Annotated in this window: 13 protein-coding genes and 2 pseudogenes; 11 read left to right on the plus strand and 4 right to left on the minus strand. The window is 68.4% G+C overall.

Annotated features, from left to right (window positions below; translation table 11 throughout):
- Positions 1 to 35: 35 nt before the first annotated feature.
- The 6 genes and pseudogenes from OG870_RS47780 to OG870_RS47805 all read left to right on the plus strand — a co-directional run bounded on the left by OG870_RS47780 (position 36) and on the right by OG870_RS47805 (position 5058).
- Positions 36 to 1079 carry a helix-turn-helix domain-containing protein gene (locus OG870_RS47780; protein WP_266593349.1) on the plus strand — a complete coding sequence of 348 codons (1044 nt, stop codon included), beginning with the start codon at positions 36 to 38 and terminating at the stop codon, positions 1077 to 1079.
- A gap of 363 nt (positions 1080 to 1442) precedes the next feature.
- Complete coding sequence (locus OG870_RS47785) at positions 1443 to 1937, plus strand: YcxB family protein (protein WP_266593351.1); 495 nt, start codon at positions 1443 to 1445, stop codon at positions 1935 to 1937.
- A 55-nt stretch (positions 1938 to 1992) separates the two neighbouring features.
- Positions 1993 to 2541: an RNA polymerase sigma factor gene (locus OG870_RS47790; protein ID WP_266593353.1), complete on the plus strand. Its 549-nt coding sequence runs from the start codon at positions 1993 to 1995 to the stop codon at positions 2539 to 2541.
- Entirely contained in the window at positions 2532 to 3359 is an 828-nt protein-coding gene (locus tag OG870_RS47795) for a hypothetical protein (protein WP_266593355.1), read from the plus strand. Before OG870_RS47790 ends, OG870_RS47795 begins: the two co-directional genes overlap by 10 nt.
- Positions 3360 to 3411: 52 nt before the next feature.
- A pseudogene (locus tag OG870_RS48420) lies at positions 3412 to 3628 on the plus strand (IS701 family transposase); the annotation flags it as partial.
- Between the two features lie 1166 nt (positions 3629 to 4794).
- Positions 4795 to 5058: a hypothetical protein gene (locus OG870_RS47805; RefSeq protein WP_266593359.1), complete on the plus strand. Its 264-nt coding sequence runs from the start codon at positions 4795 to 4797 to the stop codon at positions 5056 to 5058.
- Positions 5059 to 5175: 117 nt separating this feature from the next.
- Here OG870_RS47805 and OG870_RS47810 read toward each other — a convergent pair whose 3' ends face one another.
- The 3 genes from OG870_RS47810 to OG870_RS47820 form a co-directional block, all read right to left on the minus strand.
- Complete coding sequence (locus tag OG870_RS47810; RefSeq protein WP_266593367.1) at positions 5176 to 6609, minus strand: Tat pathway signal sequence domain protein; 1434 nt, start codon at positions 6607 to 6609, stop codon at positions 5176 to 5178.
- Positions 6610 to 7542: 933 nt separating this feature from the next.
- The gene (locus OG870_RS47815; RefSeq protein WP_266593373.1) at positions 7543 to 8994 is read right to left on the minus strand and encodes a cellulose-binding domain-containing protein; all 1452 of its coding nucleotides are present in this window, start codon (positions 8992 to 8994) and stop codon (positions 7543 to 7545) included.
- Between the two features lie 135 nt (positions 8995 to 9129).
- The gene (locus OG870_RS47820) at positions 9130 to 10038 is read right to left on the minus strand and encodes a glycoside hydrolase family 16 protein (RefSeq protein WP_405622981.1); all 909 of its coding nucleotides are present in this window, start codon (positions 10036 to 10038) and stop codon (positions 9130 to 9132) included.
- A gap of 1229 nt (positions 10039 to 11267) precedes the next feature.
- Here OG870_RS47820 and OG870_RS47825 point away from each other — a divergent pair.
- Positions 11268 to 12239 (plus strand): glycoside hydrolase family 16 protein, encoded by a 972-nt coding sequence (locus tag OG870_RS47825; RefSeq protein WP_323179505.1) that lies wholly within the window; start codon positions 11268 to 11270, stop codon positions 12237 to 12239.
- Positions 12240 to 12970: 731 nt separating this feature from the next.
- On the opposite strand, the gene OG870_RS47830 is transcribed toward OG870_RS47825, so the two are convergent.
- A complete protein-coding gene (locus tag OG870_RS47830; RefSeq protein WP_266593375.1) occupies positions 12971 to 13516 on the minus strand; it encodes a hypothetical protein in 546 nt (181 codons plus the stop codon).
- 133 nt (positions 13517 to 13649) lie between these two features.
- Here OG870_RS47830 and OG870_RS47835 point away from each other — a divergent pair.
- From OG870_RS47835 to OG870_RS47850, 4 genes and pseudogenes are all read left to right on the plus strand, one after another.
- Positions 13650 to 14468 (plus strand): annotated as a pseudogene (locus OG870_RS47835) (ISAs1 family transposase); the annotation flags it as partial.
- Between the two features lie 295 nt (positions 14469 to 14763).
- Positions 14764 to 14991: a hypothetical protein gene (locus OG870_RS47840; RefSeq protein WP_266593377.1), complete on the plus strand. Its 228-nt coding sequence runs from the start codon at positions 14764 to 14766 to the stop codon at positions 14989 to 14991.
- Between the two features lie 41 nt (positions 14992 to 15032).
- Complete coding sequence (locus OG870_RS47845) at positions 15033 to 16223, plus strand: YqcI/YcgG family protein (protein WP_266593379.1); 1191 nt, start codon at positions 15033 to 15035, stop codon at positions 16221 to 16223.
- On the plus strand, positions 16220 to 17521 hold the full coding sequence (locus OG870_RS47850; RefSeq protein WP_266593381.1) for an MFS transporter: 1302 nt from the start codon (positions 16220 to 16222) through the stop codon (positions 17519 to 17521). The genes OG870_RS47845 and OG870_RS47850 overlap by 4 nt, the downstream gene beginning before the upstream one ends.
- Position 17522 lies beyond the last annotated feature (1 nt).

Raw genomic sequence — 17522 nt, forward strand, 5'->3', positions numbered from 1 at the left:
GCTCGCCCGGCGTTGTCTCTCCAGGAGTACTGCACGTGTTGCTGACCACCGAGCATCTTCCGCCCGAGGAACGTTTCGCCTACTTCCGGGAGGCCACCCGTCACGTGCCCGAGCCCATCGACGTGCGCAGCGACACCGCCGACTTCGCCGCGAGAGTGCGTATGACCTCCTTCGGCGCCATCGCCGTCACGGATTTCACCGCTCTGGGCCCGATCTCCATGGAGGTGCGACGAGGTCCCCGTCTGATTCGGCAGTCCGATCCGGAGGGCTATCGCCTGCTCCTCGGCCTGCGCGGACACACCGGAGTGCGCCAGGGCGGACGCGAAGCCACCCTGGGTTCTGGGGACATGGCCTTGTATGACACCTCTCGGCCGCTGCGAGGCTGGCGCGGCGTCGAGGCCGGTCCCGCTCGGTTGCTGATGGTGGATTTGCCGCGAAGCCTCGTTCCCGTCCCACCGGACAGGGCCGCACGTGTGACCGCGGTACGGATCACCGGAGAAGTCGGCATCCCCTCGCTGCTCAGGGCGACAGTCACCCGGATGGCCGATGACACGGAGCACTATTCCCCTGCGGAGGCGGTACAACTGTCCGGGGTCCTCACGGACCTGGTCAGTCTGCTCGTGGCCCACGTCTCGGACGCTCCGGGTGAGCCGACCCGCGACGCCGAGCGGCGCCTGCTGATGGTCCGGATCCAGGCATTCGTCGACCATCGGCTCGGCGATGCCGACCTGTCCCCGGCCACGATCGCCGCCGCCCACCACATCGGTGCCCGGACCCTGCACCGGCTGTTCGAGCAGCACGGGCTCACCGTGGCGGGCTGGATCCGGCAACGCCGCCTGGAGCGCTGCCGCCGCGATCTGACCACACCCAGCCTGGCCGGTCAGCCCATCGGCGCGATCGCCCGACGGTGGTGCTTCGCCGATGGCGCCCACCTGTCCAGGGCGTTCAAGGCGGCTTACGGCATCACACCCGGTACCTGGCGCGCACTGCACCACGTCGCTGGCCAGCCCGATGGTGTCAGCCCGGCCTGGGGAGCGGCGGCTGCCGGCCACACCTGCCAGTGCGCCGACCACGCGTGATCACCGCTTCTTGAACGGCCAGGCGCGCATGTTCAAACATCTGTCAGTAAGCGACAAAGGCAGTCGATCCCTGCCGTGACAGAGTCGGAGCGGTATCAGCGAGAGTCGCTGCACCGTTCGTCGGCCTCCGCCCTGCCGACCCTGGTGGGGATCGATTGAGCACGCTGAAAACCGAATCTCCTAAGAGTCAGCCGGCCACTGGGACGAGCCCGGATTGCTCCCTCGTCAGGGGAAGCCCGGCAGCCGCTCCGTGGGCCCTGCTCCAGGCGGACGCGGACGGAGCCCGGCCTGACTGAGGCCGCCGAACACTGGGGCCGGTTCGTCAGCTCTTCGGACATTCTCGGGCTTCCGCGGGAGGACCGCTTGGACATCACACTCGTCATTGAGCCGGATCCGCGGCGTACGCTGCGGATCTCGCGCTACCTGGTGCGGCCCTTGTTCTTGAAACTCGCCTGTGTGTCGGTTGTCGGAGACGTGCTCATCGTCTCCGTGACGGGTGGGCTGCACGGCGTCTTCTCGATCGCCTTGATGATCTCGACACCCGTGATCCTCGGGCTGGTTCTCGAATGGAGAGCAAGGCTGGGAGTGCGGTACATCCGGCGAAGCCGCATGACCGCCGAACTGACGGAGGACAGCCTCCGATTGTCACTTCCCGACCGGAGCAGCAACTGGCGGTGGGCAGCTGTCCAACGTGTTGTCGACCATCGCGACGCGTGGTTGCTGAAGCTGTCCACACATCAGGCCCTCATCCTGCCCAAGGAGGCGTTCACCGATCAGCAGAGGGCTGAGTTCCTGGCGTTCGCCGAGAGGAAGGGATTTCTGGTGGCGGCCGTCGCATCGACTCGCTCACGCCTGTAAGGATCCGCCCCTCGCCGACATAGAGAGGGTGTGGGGGCCCAGGGAAGGAGAGCTTGTGGCTACACCGGATCCGGATCAGTTCCGGGTGATGTATGCCGAGCATTATGACCGAGTGCTGCGCTACGCCTGGCGGCGAACAGGCGCCGACGCGGCAGCCGATGTCACAGCCGAGGTGTTCATGGTGGCCTGGCGGCGGATGGGAGAGGTGCCTGCGCAGCAGCCGCTTCCGTGGCTGTACGGGGTGGCCCGGAAGGTCGTGGCGAACCATCTGCGCGAGCAGAACAGGAGCGAGGAGCTGCCCGGCCCAATGGCGGATGCGGTTCTTGTGTCCCGGGATGTCGCCGAGCAGGTGACTGCCCGTCACCGGGTGCACCGGGCCTGGCAGGGACTGAGCGAGGCGGACCGGGAACTTCTCGCGTTGATCGGATGGGAGGGGCTGTCCGTGCGCGACGCCGCGAAGGTGCTCGGCTGTACGGCCGCGGCGTGCGCGGTGCGTTTGCACCGCGCACGCAGGCGACTTCAACAGGCCCTGTCTCAGCAGGACGCGGAACACACGTCTGATCTGGCCAACGCCGTAGTGAAGGGAGATGCCCGATGCGCATGACTGAGCAGGTGCGGACCCTGATGCAGGACGCCGACCCCGCCCGCAGCGTCATTTCCGATGCGGGAAGGAAGCAAACCGGCCTGGAGCACATCCTCGACAGTGCCCAGCACGCGCTCGACCGGCCGGGGGGCAAACGCAGGCGGCCGACCTGGCGGGTCGCCATCCTGGCCTCGACTCTCGCAGTCGTCGGCGGCACGGCCGCGCTTGCCGTCGTCGCCCGTAAACCCGCTCCCCCCGCGCCGGTCACCTCGATCCTGTGCGCCACCGACTTCTCGTTCTTCCATTCACCCGGGTTCGTCACCGACCTCGGCGACGCGGCCACGCCGGAAGAAGCCTGCCGTGCCCAATGGCCCAAGTCCGTCGGGCAACGGTCCACGGGCGGCATGTCGCCCCGGAGCGCCCCTGCGCATCTGGTGGCCTGCGTCGCAGAGGCCAGCAGCGGCTTGATCACCGTCTACCCGCGCCCCGCCGACATGACCGACGCACAGGCCTGCGGGGTCCTGGGCCTGGTACGACCTCCGGACGGCCCGATCTACGCGGGGGCAACCCTCCTCCAGGTCAGCCAGTTGCAGCACCGAATCGACACCCGCCTAGGCGCGGCGTCCCGCCGCAAACCGTATGCCCCCTGCGCGTCCTACGCCTCCGTGCACGCCGCGGCGCAGAGCAGCCTGCGGGAGACCGGCCTGGACCGCTGGCGAGTCGACGACCAGCGCAGCAGCCGCAGCGACACCGGCGTCTGGTACTACCTCGATGCCCGGGCCGGCACCGTGGTGCTGTTCAACCCCGGTTACTGTTCCATCCACACTTCTTACCGGTAGTTCGTTACATCTGGCAGTGGTGTGGGTTGACGGCAGGTTGGCTTGGTCGTAGATGACTGCTCGCCGTCCGTATCCGCCCGCGCTGGGGGCGTTGGAGGAGTACGCGGCCCCGTTCGACGACCTGTTCTTCAGCCCGGCACAGCGACGTGAGTATCTGACCTGCCGGCGCCACGGGAGCGGAACGAGACGATCACCTGCCTGGCCGGGGCGGAGCCGGTGACCGGCGCGGGATGTTGGGAGTGCAGCGGCTGCAGCTCTTCCTGTCCGAGTGGTGTCCGACGTTCGTTTTGATGATGACGGCGACACTGCCGATGTGGCTGGGCGCCAACTTTAGGCGGGACCACGCGCTCGCGACGGGTCTTCGTCGTCTCCGCCCTGATCCGAAGCGTCCAATGAGCCGGATCGACGTCCTCGGTCCGCAGCGAGCAGAGCTCCTCGCGGGCGCAGAGCGGCGTCGTAGGCAGGGCGAGCATCACCCGGTTCTGCACCGGCTCCTCGCGCACGACGTCCAGCAGATCAAGCCACTGCTGTTCGCTGGGGATCCACGGCAGCTTCACCAGGTGGGGCACCAGGCCCCGCTCGTGGCTACCGAACTTCCGGCCCGGCGTGTAGCGGCCGCGGCCGACCGGGTTCGACTCCCGTAGCCCCTCCTCGATCAGGTAGTCGTAGAACAACCGCACCGGCACCAGCCGCTGCTGCAGCGTCGCGTTCGCCAGACCAGCCCCAGAGTCCAGCACGACCACGTTCGCTCCCCGGCGGCTCGGACGCGTGGACAGGTCCTTCACGAACGCGGCCACGTGCAGCCTGCCCGCCGTCACCGGGTCGACGTCGTCCCGCTCGCAGATCAGCAGGTACTCGGCCAGGCCCAGCGCGTAGGCGTCGATCGTCCGCGGGGCCCTTCCCAGATCCGTCCACACCCGCAGCCACTCGGCCGCTCGCTCATGCCGGCCAAGGACCGGCCACTTCTCCTCCAGCACCACCGCGCTGCCCAACACGCCTCCTCAGCCCATGGGGAACCTCATTCCGATGTCCACCCCGGCCCAAATCTCGGCCACGGTCACCTCCGCCAGCTCTTCGTACACCGATCCCGCAGACGACCTCGCCGACGTTGTCCTACAGCAGCGATCGAGTCGCGTCTCCCAATTGTCGGTCGAGTCGTCGCGGGGCCCCGGGCGGCCAAGTCCCGTAAGCCATCCAGCGGCTCAGCCTTTACAGCCGTACCCGGAGCCCGCCGGGCCCTCCGATCCTACGAACGACCGGATCAGACCCACGCGTGAAAGGTAGGACAGCCCTTAGCGAGGTCGCCCCACGGGCCGCCGAGGGCCCGAGCTGACGAAGAGTCAGGCGGCTGCCGGCGCCGGGCGGGAGGCGGCACGCGCGACCTGCACCTTCGCCGCGCTCGCGGCTACACCACTCGGCGGGGCATCATCCGGGTTTGGAGCTGACCGACACCGGCTTCGACTTCATCGTGCTGTCCCAGTTCCGCACCCGGGTGGTTGAGCACCACCTGGAGGAGAGGGTCCTGGACCTGCTGCTGGAGGCTGACGGAGCAGTGTCTGTGGTCGCAGCGGAGGGCAGGCAGCGCACCGACTCGACCCACATCGTCTCTGCGGTGCGGGACCTGAACCGCCTGGAGCTTGCCGGGGAGAGCGTGCGTGCGGTGGTCGGTGACTCCTTGCTGGGCTGCCGCGGAGGCTGAACGGCGGACTGCCTGACGGGGTGTTCGCCGACGCGAGGGCTCTCGTGGTCATTCCGATCCGGCTGATCTGGCGGTCAACCGCCCGATCAGCCGGGGTCGTGCGAGGTTTCGGGACGCTCAGTGCCCGCGCAACGGGTTGGCGCGGACTGCGGCGAGCAGGTACCAGGCCGTGGCGCCGGTGTGCCGGTAGGGGTAGTAGCCGAAGCCGAAACCTGTGTCCAGGGGACTGCTGGCGGACACCACACCCGACCGCTCGGGAAGGGCCTTGCTGCCCACGGTCTGACCCGCGCCGAGCCGGTCCTGGGCCCGCTCGATGGAGGCGATGAGGCGAGCGGCGCGCCGTTCGTCGCCGGCCGCGCCGCGCTCGCGCAGGGCCAGGGCGAGGTGGGCGGTGCCCTCGAACCACACACCGCTGCGGTCGGGTTTGGGCTGGAACGGTGCGATCGGTGCGTCCTCGTTCGCCACGAGGGAGGCTGAACTGAAGGTGACGCCTTCGTACGACTCGCGGGCGGGAACCGTGCTATTGGGCCGGTCGACGGTGTCCAGCACCGCGAGATTGCCCGCCGCCCAGTCCACCGACCTGGCGCGGCGGCGGTCGTGGAGCGAGAGATAGCTCCAGGTCTGGGTGTCCTCGGGGATCGGGGAGGTGTTGATGGTGACGCCGTCGTTGGTGCCGGTGTAGAAGAACCCGCCGGACGCGTCCCACATCTTGGCGAGGAACGCCTCTGCGCGGGCCCGTCGCTCCAGCCAGACGCCGTTGCCGGTGAGCCGGGCGAGACGCCCGAAGAGGCAGGTCAGGTCGATGTTGTGTTCGGTGGAGGTGAAGGGCAGCTTCTTGTCGGCGCCGTCGACCCCGAACTTGTAGCCGCCGAGCGGCTCATCGGTGCGGGTGTGCGCCTCGACCCATTCGCCGATCCGTACGGCACCTGCGAGGAAGCGGCCCGCCTTCGTACAGCCGGCCAGCGCGGCCAGCGCGATACCCGCCCACGCCATGTCACCAACAGCCGTACCGGTGAAGCCGAACTGAGTGCCGACGTTCACGGTGCCGTCCGTGCGGACAAACCCGTCAGGCTGCGCTGAACCGTCGTAGAAGACGTACGGCCCCACGTTGTACGCCTGCCGAAGCCTGCCGTCCGCGTACTGCGGGTCGTGGGCCTGTGCGTACAGCAGCGCGTCACCGAGGGCTACGGCTCTGGCCCGGGCGCCGGCGCCCGGGCAAGCGAGGTAGGCCAGGATCGTGAGGGCGTTGTCGTAGGTGAACGCGGTGCTGAAGAGTCCGGCCTGATCGGTGTAGCTCTGGGCCAGGCGGATGCTGCCGTGGTCGGGGTAGCCGTCCATGGCGGCGTCGAGGAAGGCGTAGCCGCGCATCCGGGCATCTCCCGTCTCAGCGGCGGGAGTTGGGCCGGTTGCGGCGCGAGCCATGCCACTGCCGAACACGGTCAGGGCGGCTGCGGCGGTGCTGGCACCGATGAGCGCCCGACGGGTGATGGCCCGGGCTCGTCTCTCTGCAGGAATGCCGTGCTCCTCGCGTTGATGTGCCACACCAGCCATGGGGACTCCTCGGGATCCGTGTCGTACCTACTTGAGAACGCTCTCAAGAGTGGGCACATTGTGCTGTCCTGGGCAGGTCCGGTCAAGGAGTGCCTTGTCAATCCCGTCGAGTCGTGGAGACCTTCCTATGCAGCCAACCCCTTGCCGGGTCGGCCCAGCGTCGTGTTCGTAGTCGATCGGGCTCTCGAAGCCACACATCGTGTGCAGGCGGCGTGTGTCGTAGAAGTCGGTGATCCAGGTCGCGATCCGGGGTGACGGTGGTGCCGGTGAAGTGCGGCAGTAACTCCGGCATCCGCCATGCCGGCCTTGCCGCGTTGGGTGTGGGCCTTGTACCAGGTCAGGTGGGTGGTGCAGGCGACGTGCACCCAGTGGAGCGAGGAGCTGACGCGGATGCCGGACCCGTCGAAGTGCTCCACATCGTCGCGGTGGCCGTTGCGGTAGCTGGTGCGGGTGGCGGTGTGCTCGTTCCACTCAGCCCCGATCCCGGCTGCTGAGCTCCACCTCGATCAGCTCCTGCCAGCATGTGCTCGGCCGCCTGACGCACGAGCTCGATTCCGTGATCGCTTATCTCATCCGGCGGGACGCCATTCAAGCGGCCGAGCAAAGAGGAGAGCGCTCTCACCGATGCAGGCGACGGCCTTTTCGAATCTGCCCGTGCCCACCCGGGACTTCCACCGCATCGCACAGCACGAGGGGTGGCACGAGGTTACGGCCGCCCCCTGCCTCCGATGAGCGGTCGGCAGCGTGAAGGGGCGCCTCGCCATGGGGAGATGGTTGCCGAGGCGCCACGAGCGCCGCGCTGCGCCGTCCCCCGTCGCGGGCCCTGCGCGGCGCGAGAAGCCAGTACCGGACGGCTCCCTGGGTCGCGCCGGCACTGCCGCCCGGCGGCGGCCGGGTTGGCCGCGCTCGGTGCCGTCACACCGTCATCGCCGCTCAGCTCTGACAGGCGTGACCGTCGACGGTGATGTACTCGGGCGCCGAGTTGTAGGAGTTCGAGGTGCCTTGGTAGCCCAGCGGGAGGGTGTTGCCGGCCGCGACGGTGCCGTCGTACTCGGCGGGGGTGATCAGGACCATATAGCCGTTTTGCGTGAATTCTCCGTTCCACATCTGCGTCACGCGCTGGCCGTCCCCATACGTCCACTGGACCCTCCAGTCGGTCATCGTTGCCCGCGGCGTGATCCGGACTTCGGCCTGGAAGCCGCCGGGCCACTGTTTCACCAACGTGTAGCTCGCCGTGCAGTAGGCGTCCGGTTCCATCGTCGAGCCGGCCGAAAGTGACGGCGACACGCCGCTCGTGACGGGCATGGGAGCGGCTGAAGCGGTGTACGACGCGGAAGTGCCGGCGTGTGTCGCCGACGCAGTCGGGCGTCCGATGGGGGGTGCCTGTGGTGCGACGGCGCTGGTGGCCGGGCCCGCCCCGCGGTCCCCTGCCGCCCCCTGGTCCGACCCGGGCGTCGATTCCCACGGCAGGCTGCTGAGGACGCTGACCATCCCGATCGCGGCCAGCAGGACTGCGGCGCCCGCCCAGGCCGGCCGTCCCCGCAGGGAGGCCTGCCACCCCGCTGCCCTGCGCCGCCGCTCCATGGCCGCCCGCCCGCCCCGCTGCCGCCTCGCCGCGATCTTGCGTCGGTCCAGGTACGCTTCCCCGCCCCAGCCCAGGACAGCCGTGACCAGCACGCCGGGCAGGTCGTCGGACACCCGCAGGCACACAGCGGTCTCGGCGCACCGCGCGCAACCTGCCAGATGCTGCTGCAGGTCGCCCGGAGACCGCTCGTGCGGCGACCGCGTCACCGCCTCCAGCAGTCCCACGTAGCCACGGCACTGGCCGTCCGAGTCCACCACCTCCACCGCACGCACCCACAGGCAGCGCTGACGGAATGCGGCTTTGACCCGGGCGACCTCCCGCTCCCTGTTCGGCGCCCACGTGCCGGCTCTGGCGTCACTGCGGACATTCAGGCCCTCGACCAGCGCCACCCAGAGCAGCTCCGCGTCCGCCGGCGCCATCCGCTGCAACGCCTGCAGCGCCAGCGGCTGTTCCGGGGCGCGGGACTGCTGTGCCGACCGCTCGCACAGCCAGCCGCTCAGCTCCGTGCTGAGCCACTCGATCCGCCCCTGCGTCAGCCACCCGTCCGCCGTCTCGAGCACCGCCATGAGCAGCAGGGGCAGCCACGGCAGTTGCTCGCCCTGGCGCCGCCATTCGGCAGCCAGCGAGAACGCCTCGTCCGCCAGTTGCTCGGCCTCCGCGAGACCGGTCGTGCACAGGCGGGCGTAGCAGAGGACCGCTTCCCGGTAATCCTCCAGCAGTGCTCCTTCAATCTTCGCCTCGGGTGCGGACATCTGCGGCGGCGTCGGATGCAACGACTGGTCGGCCATGAAAGTGCTCATTCCGAAATCTCCCCACGGTGTTACGGGGATGTCGCTCGTACGGGTGAGGTATGCCCCTCGAGGGGAACAGGCCTCAACGGCTGCGGGCCGGGGGGACCTGGCCAGGCGGCTGCCTGCGAGGTGGCGCAGCCGGTGTCAGCCGGTGGCGCTGGAGACAGACACGTAGTCCACCTTCATGGGGGTGCCTGAGACGGTGCCGGAGGTGGGGGTGGCCGCGCCGCCGGAAAGCTGGTTGGGGAAGCTGCCGCCCATGGCGAGGTTCAGCAGGATGAAGTCGCCGTGGTTGGTCGCCGCGTTCCAGGTGGCGGCATCCATCTGGTCGGAGGTCACGACGTGGTAGAGCACGCCGTCGAGGTACCAGCGCAGCTGCTGGGGGCTGGTGGCGCGGTCCCACTCGAAGCTGTAGGTGTGGAAGTTGCCGGCGCAGGCCGTGTTCGGGCAGGCGTGGCCCGCGCCGAGGCCGCTGGTCTCGTTGCACGGGCCGCCGGGATCGATGCCGCAGTGGAGGGTGCCGAACACCTTGTTCAGGCCGTTGACGTTCTCCATCACGTCGAACTCACCCCCGCTCGGCCAGTTGTGGGGGTTGTCGCGCACGGAGGCGCCCAGAGCCCAGAAGGCGGGCCAGTAGCCCTGGGCGGCCTCGCCCGTGACGTTCGGCAGCTGGATGCGGGCCTCGATGCGCAGCTTGCCCCCGAGCGGCGGCTGGAAGTCGCTGCGGCGGGTCTCTATGCGGGCTGATGTCCACCGGCCGTCCCAGAGCTTGATCGGGGTGATCACCAGATTGCCCTGGCCGTCCTCCTGGAGGTTGCCCGTGTTCCATGTGTATGTCTCGACCTCGTCGGTGCCCCAGTTGGCAGGGCCGCCGGGGTAGCTGGTGCCGCTGTCGATGATCCAGTCGCTGCTGGAAGGCAGAGCTCCCGCCGGACCGGAGAAGTCGTCGCTCCACACCCGGTGCCAGCCGCTGGGCGGATTCGGCTCGGAGGCGTTGGCGGAGCCGTACAGTCCGAAGCCGAGCAGGGCCAGACCGGCCAGAGATCCGATCACGGCCACGCATCGGCCACGAGACTTCCTGATGTGCTTGTTGGGCATGGACGGGTGGCCTCCGCGCGGAAGGAACGTGGGAATGCGGCGAGATCCGGCCACCAACGGGTTGGCGGAAATTCGTCCCCGCCACTCTGGCGTTCGCCGACCCGGACGGTCAAGGCCTGTGCTTGAAAACGCTCTCAAGCTGACTCCGGCCAGGATCCGAACGCAGGCCAGAGGTATACGAAGAGGGAGGCAGGTGTCTTCCGGTGCTGCCGCAAGGGCCTCCCCCCGGCCGACGTCGTCCCTGCTGATGGCACGCCGACACCTTTGGCTACGCCCCTCCCGGGGCGCCAACTGCCACCCCCTGGCGGCCGGGTGAAGGTCCGCCGCCCCTTCACGACCAGCACGCACGGCTGAAGGAGCACAGGCGATGAGAAGCGTCTACCTTGGCACATGGTCGATCGGGCAGGCGCTGACAGGTAGGTACGGCCGGGGACGCATTCCGTTGATCTCGGGCAGGGTCCGCGCGTCCGCGTGCCTCGGCCCTGCTTCGCCGCCTTGTTCGGCGCACGGCACCGGCGCGCCGGCATCCGGAGTGAAAGTGAAGCGGTGGCCGCCGGAGAAGTGGGTGGGTTCCCCGTCCAGGGCAAGTGCGTACGGCTCGCCACCGTGGGGGACGAATACTTGGCACTCCAGCTCAGTGACTGTGCCCCGGTTGGACCGCAGGCGCACGACGATGCGGGGCGGGAGCCTCCGCAAGCGGTGCCGCACGGCTCCCGCCCCGCGGCACTCGGCCGACTGCCTTCAGCGCAGCCGTTTTCTCCGCCGTGGCCGACATCCTCCGCAAGGGTGTGCAGGCTGGCGAATTCGTCAACCTCCCGGATATACAGGCCACTTGGGCCGAGATCCAGCGCCTTCCAAAGAGGCACCCTCATCCTCTGGCGCCTGGCCCGAGAGCACGGTTATCCAGGCGCAATACGCAACGCACCTACGTCATCGGAACCGCTCCGGGAGCTGTGGAGCCAGACCCGGAGCGACTCACATCGTCCGGCCGAGTCGGTTGCGAAAAGGCCCTTGGACCTGACAGCTGTTCAACTTAGCTTCACGAACTGAACACATTGTGTTTTTGGGAGCGCTCTCATCCATAAGTGTTGACGTCGTCGTAACAAGAGGCCACAGTGACGGACACGGACTTCTGTTGAATCCGCTACCACCTCCTGTTCCCTTCTTGTGGAGGTCATCTCCTGATGCACCGCAAGCACGCACGAACTTCCCATCGACTGCTCAAGACGGCGCTGGGTGCCCTGAGCGGTCTGGCCCTCCTCGGCGGCGGTCTGTACGGCCTCGCCAGCGCCGACGAGCCGTCAACGCCAGGCGGCATGAGCCTCATCTGGAGCGACGGCTTCTCCGGCGCAGCCGGGACCCTCCCCTCCAGTAACAACTGGATCATCGACACCGGGACCAGTTACCCCGGCGGCGCGGCCAACTGGGGCACCGGCGAGACCCAGACCTACACCTCCGACCCGGCCAACCTGCAGCAGGACGGCGACGGCAACCTGAAGATCACCCCGATCAAGGACGATGCCGGCAACTGGACCTCGGCCCGGATCGAGACCCAGCGGAGCGACTTCGAACCGCCGGCCGGCGGCAAACTCCGCATCGAGGCCCGCATCCAGGTCCCCGACGTCACCGGCGACGCGGCACAGGGCTACTGGCCCGCCTTCTGGACCCTGGGCGCTCCCTTCCGCGGGACCTACACGAACTGGCCGGGCATCGGCGAGTTCGACATCATGGAGAACGCCAACGGCGCCAACAAGGTCTCCGGCACCCTCCACTGCGGCACCAGCCCCGGCGGCCCCTGCAACGAGAACACCGGCATCGGCGCCAGCCGCGACTGCCCCGACACGGCCTGCGCGGGCAACTTCCACACCTACGCCCTCGAGTGGGACCGCAGCACCTCCCCGCAGGAACTACGCTGGTACGTCGACGGCGTGCAGTACCACTCCGTCAACTCCTCCCAAGTGGACGCGAACACCTGGGACGCCGCCACGGGACATGCGCATTTCCTGCTGCTGAACCTGGCCATGGGCGGCGCCTTCCCCGACGCGGCCGCCGCAGCCACCACGCCCACCTCCACCACCGAGTCCGGCAAGTCCATGCTCGTGGACTACGTCGCCGTATACAGCTCGGACAGCACCGCCGGCACCGCCGCCAAGTAACAGCCAGACGAACTGATCACCCCGCGCCCGCGGGGCCGTTTCACCTCGGGATTTTCCTGCGCATGAAGCGCACGCACGACAACCAAGCGCGGCAATTGCCTCTTGATAATCGTCGACCCGATTAACCCTCAGCGTTGTTCGCCCCTCACGGTCCGATGTTTCCACCGGCCCGACACTGCGGCTGACCGTTTAGTGAACCCTCCCATTCCTGGGCGTGGCTGCAACCGCCAGGAACTTGGCCGGAGCATGGCAGGAATACGAGCCATCCACGCTCCTCGCGGACGCAACGGCCACTTTCTGGAAGGTCGTGCAGCAGCCGGCACCGACAGGAACGCACGGCAACGTCCGCGTCGTGGACACCGCGCGTGACAAAACGGGGAAAGGAAACGCTCGGTATGGATGCACCCCATCCGAAGTCTTCCCACGCTGGTCATCAGCGCGACCTTTCGGACGAGGAGCTGACGAGGGAGGTGAGAAAACCTTCGGGAAACCAGCCGGCACACTGGTCCTTCGAGGAGCTGCTGGCTCGTCACTGGCAACCAGTCGTCGAATACGCCGAGTTGTGCACGGTGTCCGATCAGGCCGCGGGCATCCTCTCGGCGGCTGCGTTCACCCGGCTCTTCGTCGGCGCGCTTCGGTGGCGTGGGCCCATGGCCGTCTGGCGTCCCGAACTGCTCGTCACCGTCGACCGCATTGCTGCGGAGTGGGCCGACGACGCAAGGCGCCAGACGTCACTGCATCCAGCACTCCGTGGTCGTGACGAGCCATCCGTGGCCCGCCCGTCCACGCCGGAAAACCGCCGCCTGGTCCACCAGGCCTTCCAGCGCCTGCCTGAACCGGCGCGCTGCCTTCTGTGGCACGCCGAGGTCGAGGCGGAGGGGCCCGCGGTCCCGGCCACCCTCCTCGGTCTCACCCCGATGACGGCCGCGGCTCAACTCGAGTCCTCCCGGGTGCGCTTCCGTGCGGCGTGCGTTGCCGCGCACCGCGACCTCGCCGCCTACGAGAGCTGTCTGCGCTTCAGCCGGCTGCTGGACGTGTCCGTCCAGCGCGGTGGCACCCACCTGGTGCCCGATCTCCAGCGCCACATCGCCGGCTGCTTGCACTGCCGGTACGCGGCCGAGCAACTCGACCATTCCGAGGACCGCGTTGGCGTACTGATCGCCGAGGCGGTCCTCGGCCGGGCTGCCCGGGCCTACCTCGACTCCCGCCCTGCCCGACGACGGGCGCGTGAGGGCCCTGCCATGAGCGGCCCTTACAGTTCCTCGAGCCTGCGGCATGGCGCTCGCCCTCGGCCATCCCGCGGGTCCTGGCCGGACACCGTCGACTCGGCGCCGCCCTTATCGGCGATCGGCATGATCTCCAGCCCCACCTTTTCTGTGCGGGTGCAGGGGATGGTTGCGCAGGCCGGTGGCACGGGCGGCTGCGGATCCAGTCCTCCGTGCGGGCCCGCGCACGGTGACGGCGCTCGAGCTCGGCGGCAGCTGTGTCTTCGTCCTGTCTGCCGTCCGTCACGGCGACGGCATCACCCTGGCCAGCCGTGAAATCGGCGCGAAGACCAACGAAATTCCGGAGTTCGCCCCGCTCCTGGACCAGATCGACGACACCGACCTGACCGGGGCCGTGATCACTGTGGACGCCCTGCACGCACAACGCGCCCACGCCCACTACCTGGTCGAACAACGCGGCGCTCGCTATCTGTTCACGATCAAGGCCAACCAGCGGAAGCTCGCCGCGCAGTTGGCCGGCTTGCCCTGGAAGGACATCCCGGTCATCCACCGCGACGACCACGACTCGCAGGACGCGCACGGACGCCACGAACAACGCCACGTCCAGATCGTCACCGTCAACGGCCTGCTGTTCCCGCACGCCCGCCAGGTCCTGCGGATCACGCGCAAGCGCCGCAAGGCCGGAGTGAAACGGTGGTCCACCGAGACCGTCTACGCGATCACCGACCTGCCCGCCGAGCAGGCCACCGCCGCCGAGATCGCTTCCTGGGCTCGCGGGCACTGGACCGTGGAAAATACCGTCCACTGGTGCCGGGATGTCACCTTCAACGAGGACAAGTCCCAGGTCAGGGCCCACAACACCCCCGCTGTCCTGGCCGCCGTCCGCGACCTGATCCGAGGCGCCCTCAAACTGGCCGGGCACGTCAACATCGCCGCCGCACGACGCACCCACACCGACCGGCAACGAGTCCTCACCCTCTACGGCATCACAAGATCACCATGAACCGGACATCCAGGGGAGAACGCCGGGCCCCTGGGGTTGTCGTAGGCCGGTAGTAGGAGTCAAGCGCCGTGCTTCGGGTTGAAGATGACCGCTCGCCGTCCGAATCCGCCGGCACCGGACGTGACGGGAGGAGTACGCAGCATCTTCGTATGCAGGTCGATCTCCCAGCCCGTGCCACAGGTTGGGCGCAGCTGCCGCGTGCAATCGCGGGCTGGTTGGAGAACCGATTCAGTTGGCAGTCGCTTGGTGGGGCGACCGGGACGGGCGGCACGGGGCACGTGACGATGGCCGACACATGGCGCGCATCGCCAAGGGCGTGGCGCCCGCATACAAGGTAAGCGTGGCCAGCTTCTGCAAGAATTGCAGCGCTCGGCCCGATGGACGCAATATGGCGAAACTGATCGCGCCCCTCTGGCTGACGTACGAGCCAATTCCGGCCGACTTCGGCAAGCGGTTCCATCTGCGGCAACACCGCCTTCTCGTTCGCCGTAATGGGGTGGCACTTGAACTTTCGGCCTGGTAGCGGCGTGAGTTTGCGCCACACGGTGGAATAGGAGCGATGCAGTGAGCGCGGCGCATACCGGAGGTGAACAGATGCCAAAACAGTCGCAGGTTGCAATTTCGCAGGCGGCGACCGAGCAAGATTTCCGGGATCCTGCCCCCGCAACAGGAATGCGCTCAACAGCTCGGCTGCTGAGTGAGTCGGCAGCTCAGGTATTCCTGGGGAGTCGCGCCGAGACAGTTGCATTTCTCGATTCCGCTGAAGGGGCAGCCGCTGAGCTGGCACGACTGATCGGAAAGCATGCGATTCCATATTCTCTGCCCATGGGGAGAGGCCGCATTGCCGAGGGCTTGCGTGCCGACACTGCGACCATCGAGCGACTCGTCGACGCTTACTCGGGAGCGGTGCGGTTGACGGCCTGGCAGCGGTTGAGGCTCAGAAAGGCATCCCTTGCTGTGCTGCTGGGGCGAGTGTCCGCACGGATCGGAGCCCTGCGTGCCGCATGCGCGTCCGGGCAGGGTGGCCTTGGCCACGCAGAAGTTTCGCTCAAGGTAGGCGGTGGTGTGGACTGCGGCGACTGGTCTCCGGTGTCTGGCGAACAAGCTGAAGCCTTTGGCCGCGTACTGGGGCGAACGCAGTGCGTCTTTGCCCGGCGCTCCGTCATCTGGATGGCCTCGTGGACCGGACGCTGTATCGACGACGCTGTCCGTGCGTGGGCGCCCCTGGTGCGCGGATTCGCTGAGGCTGCCCGCCGGGATCCGGTGGATGGGCTCGTCCTGGCCCTGCCAGGTTCCTTCGGGGATTCGGTGGATCGGTTGGCGGCTACGACGCGCCAAGTGCTGGATGGGCTCGCTGCCGAGGACGGCCGCGGCCGTCGCGGCTTGCGGTCCCCCGAGCGTCAGGGGTGGTACTTCACTTTCGCCGGCGAGCGGATGTTTCTCGTGACGATGGCGCCCTGTTATCCGGCGGATCATGCCCGGCACAGCTTCGGCGAGCCCTACACCTTCCTGCTCCTGCAAGCCGACCATGCCTTCGACCGGGCGGTGAGCCCCGGCAGCGGTGGGATCATCTCGTCCGCGGTGCGCTCACGGATTCGGGAGTTGTACGACCAGCACGGCCGCCCCTACGACCTGGCGATCACACTGTCGCCCTTCGAGGCATACCGATTTGTCAAGCCTCTTGGTCTCGGCGAGCCTCCCGTGCGGTGGTGGGAAGCCCGCGTGGACCAGGACGATCGCTGGAGTTCCCGGTGAGACTTCCCCCGACTCTCGCTCCGTTGCGCCACCCGGACTTCCGCCGTCTGCTGGCCGCGCACGCTCTCTCCCGGTTCGGCACCGAACTCGCCCTGGTAGCAGTCGCCTTTGCGGTGCTTCAGTCCGTGCCGTCCGCTGGTGCGTTGGGCCTCGTGCTGGCCGCCCGAACGCTCCCCAATGTCGTCTTCCTGGTGTTCGGCGGAGTTTGGGCCGACCGTCTGCCCCGAGCGCGTGTCATGGTCTCCAGCGACCTGGTCTGCGCGATCGTTCAGGGCACCCTGGCGACGGCGGTCCTCAGCGGCCACGCAACGGTCTGGCTCATCGTGGTGCTGCAGGCCATGCTGGGGGCTGCCAGCGCGTTCTTCCCCCCGGCAGCCACCGGCCTGACCCCAGTGACCGTGCCGGGCAGCGAACTGCAGCGCGCCAACGGCCTGCTCGGCCTGGTCAGCAACGCGGCCGGCATGCTGGGCCCCGCGGTCTCCGGTGTTCTCGTGGCCGCCGCAGCACCTGGTTGGGCGCTACTGACGGACGCGGCGACATTTCTGCTGTCCGCGTCCCTGCTCCTGGCGCTCCGCCACCGGAGCCAGGTCGAGCCCAAGGTCGGCGGACTGCCACGTAGGGTCGGACGGGAACTCGCCGAAGGCTGGCACGAGGTGAGCTCACGTCCTTGGTTGGTGGCAGGCATCGCCCAGGGGCTGCTCTTCCAAGCGTGTTTCGCCGGGTTCTTCACGTTGGGTCCCGTCATCGCTCGCTCCTCGCTGGGGGGTGCCGACGCGTGGGGAGTCCTCGTGACCGGTTTCGGCGCCGGTTCGCTGATCGGGAGCATGCTGTCCCTACGGCTCAGACCGGCTCGACCGCTCGTCGCCATGCAGGTGGCTCTGCTCGTCTGCACGCCGGCGATGGCGGCGCTCTCAGGGATCGGTTGGCTCCCCGCGCTGATGGCAGCCACGGCTCTGGCAGGCGCCGGGTTCGCGGCTGCCGACGCCTTCTGGGAGACAACGTTGCAGCGAGAGACACCGCAGGACCGGCTAGGTCGGGTGGCGGCGTTCGACCGGATCGGGTCCTCGTGCCTCCGCCCCTTCGGCTACCTGATTGCGGGCAGCGCCGCCGCGGCCGCCGGCCAGCATGCGACCCTGCGCGGCGCGAGCCTGCTGCTCGCCCTGTCGGTGCCCGTTGTGGTGCTGCTCGTGCCGCAGGTTCGTCGGCTCAGGAGCCGCCCCGATCCACCGTCGACGCTTCGGAGCCGCTGGAGACAGCGGCCACCGGGAGCTGAGTCACTGTGCCCGGAGAGGAAGTAGG

The sequence above is a fragment of the Streptomyces sp. NBC_00461 genome (assembly GCF_036013935.1).
GTDB lineage: Bacteria > Actinomycetota > Actinomycetes > Streptomycetales > Streptomycetaceae > Streptomyces.

What these genes read in the sequence shown, in the direction of transcription:
- OG870_RS47795 (WP_266593355.1), top strand. Translation starts at nt 2,532, where the DNA reads ATGCGCATGACTGAGCAGGTGCGGACCCTGATGCAGGACGCCGACCCC.
- OG870_RS47810 (WP_266593367.1), bottom strand. Translation starts at nt 6,609, where the DNA reads ATGGCTGGTGTGGCACATCAACGCGAGGAGCACGGCATTCCTGCAGAG.
- OG870_RS47815 (WP_266593373.1), bottom strand. Translation starts at nt 8,994, where the DNA reads ATGAGCACTTTCATGGCCGACCAGTCGTTGCATCCGACGCCGCCGCAG.
- OG870_RS47840 (WP_266593377.1), top strand. Translation starts at nt 14,764, where the DNA reads ATGGCGCGCATCGCCAAGGGCGTGGCGCCCGCATACAAGGTAAGCGTG.
- OG870_RS47825 (WP_323179505.1), top strand. Translation starts at nt 11,268, where the DNA reads ATGCACCGCAAGCACGCACGAACTTCCCATCGACTGCTCAAGACGGCG.
- OG870_RS47830 (WP_266593375.1), bottom strand. Translation starts at nt 13,516, where the DNA reads ATGCCGCAGGCTCGAGGAACTGTAAGGGCCGCTCATGGCAGGGCCCTC.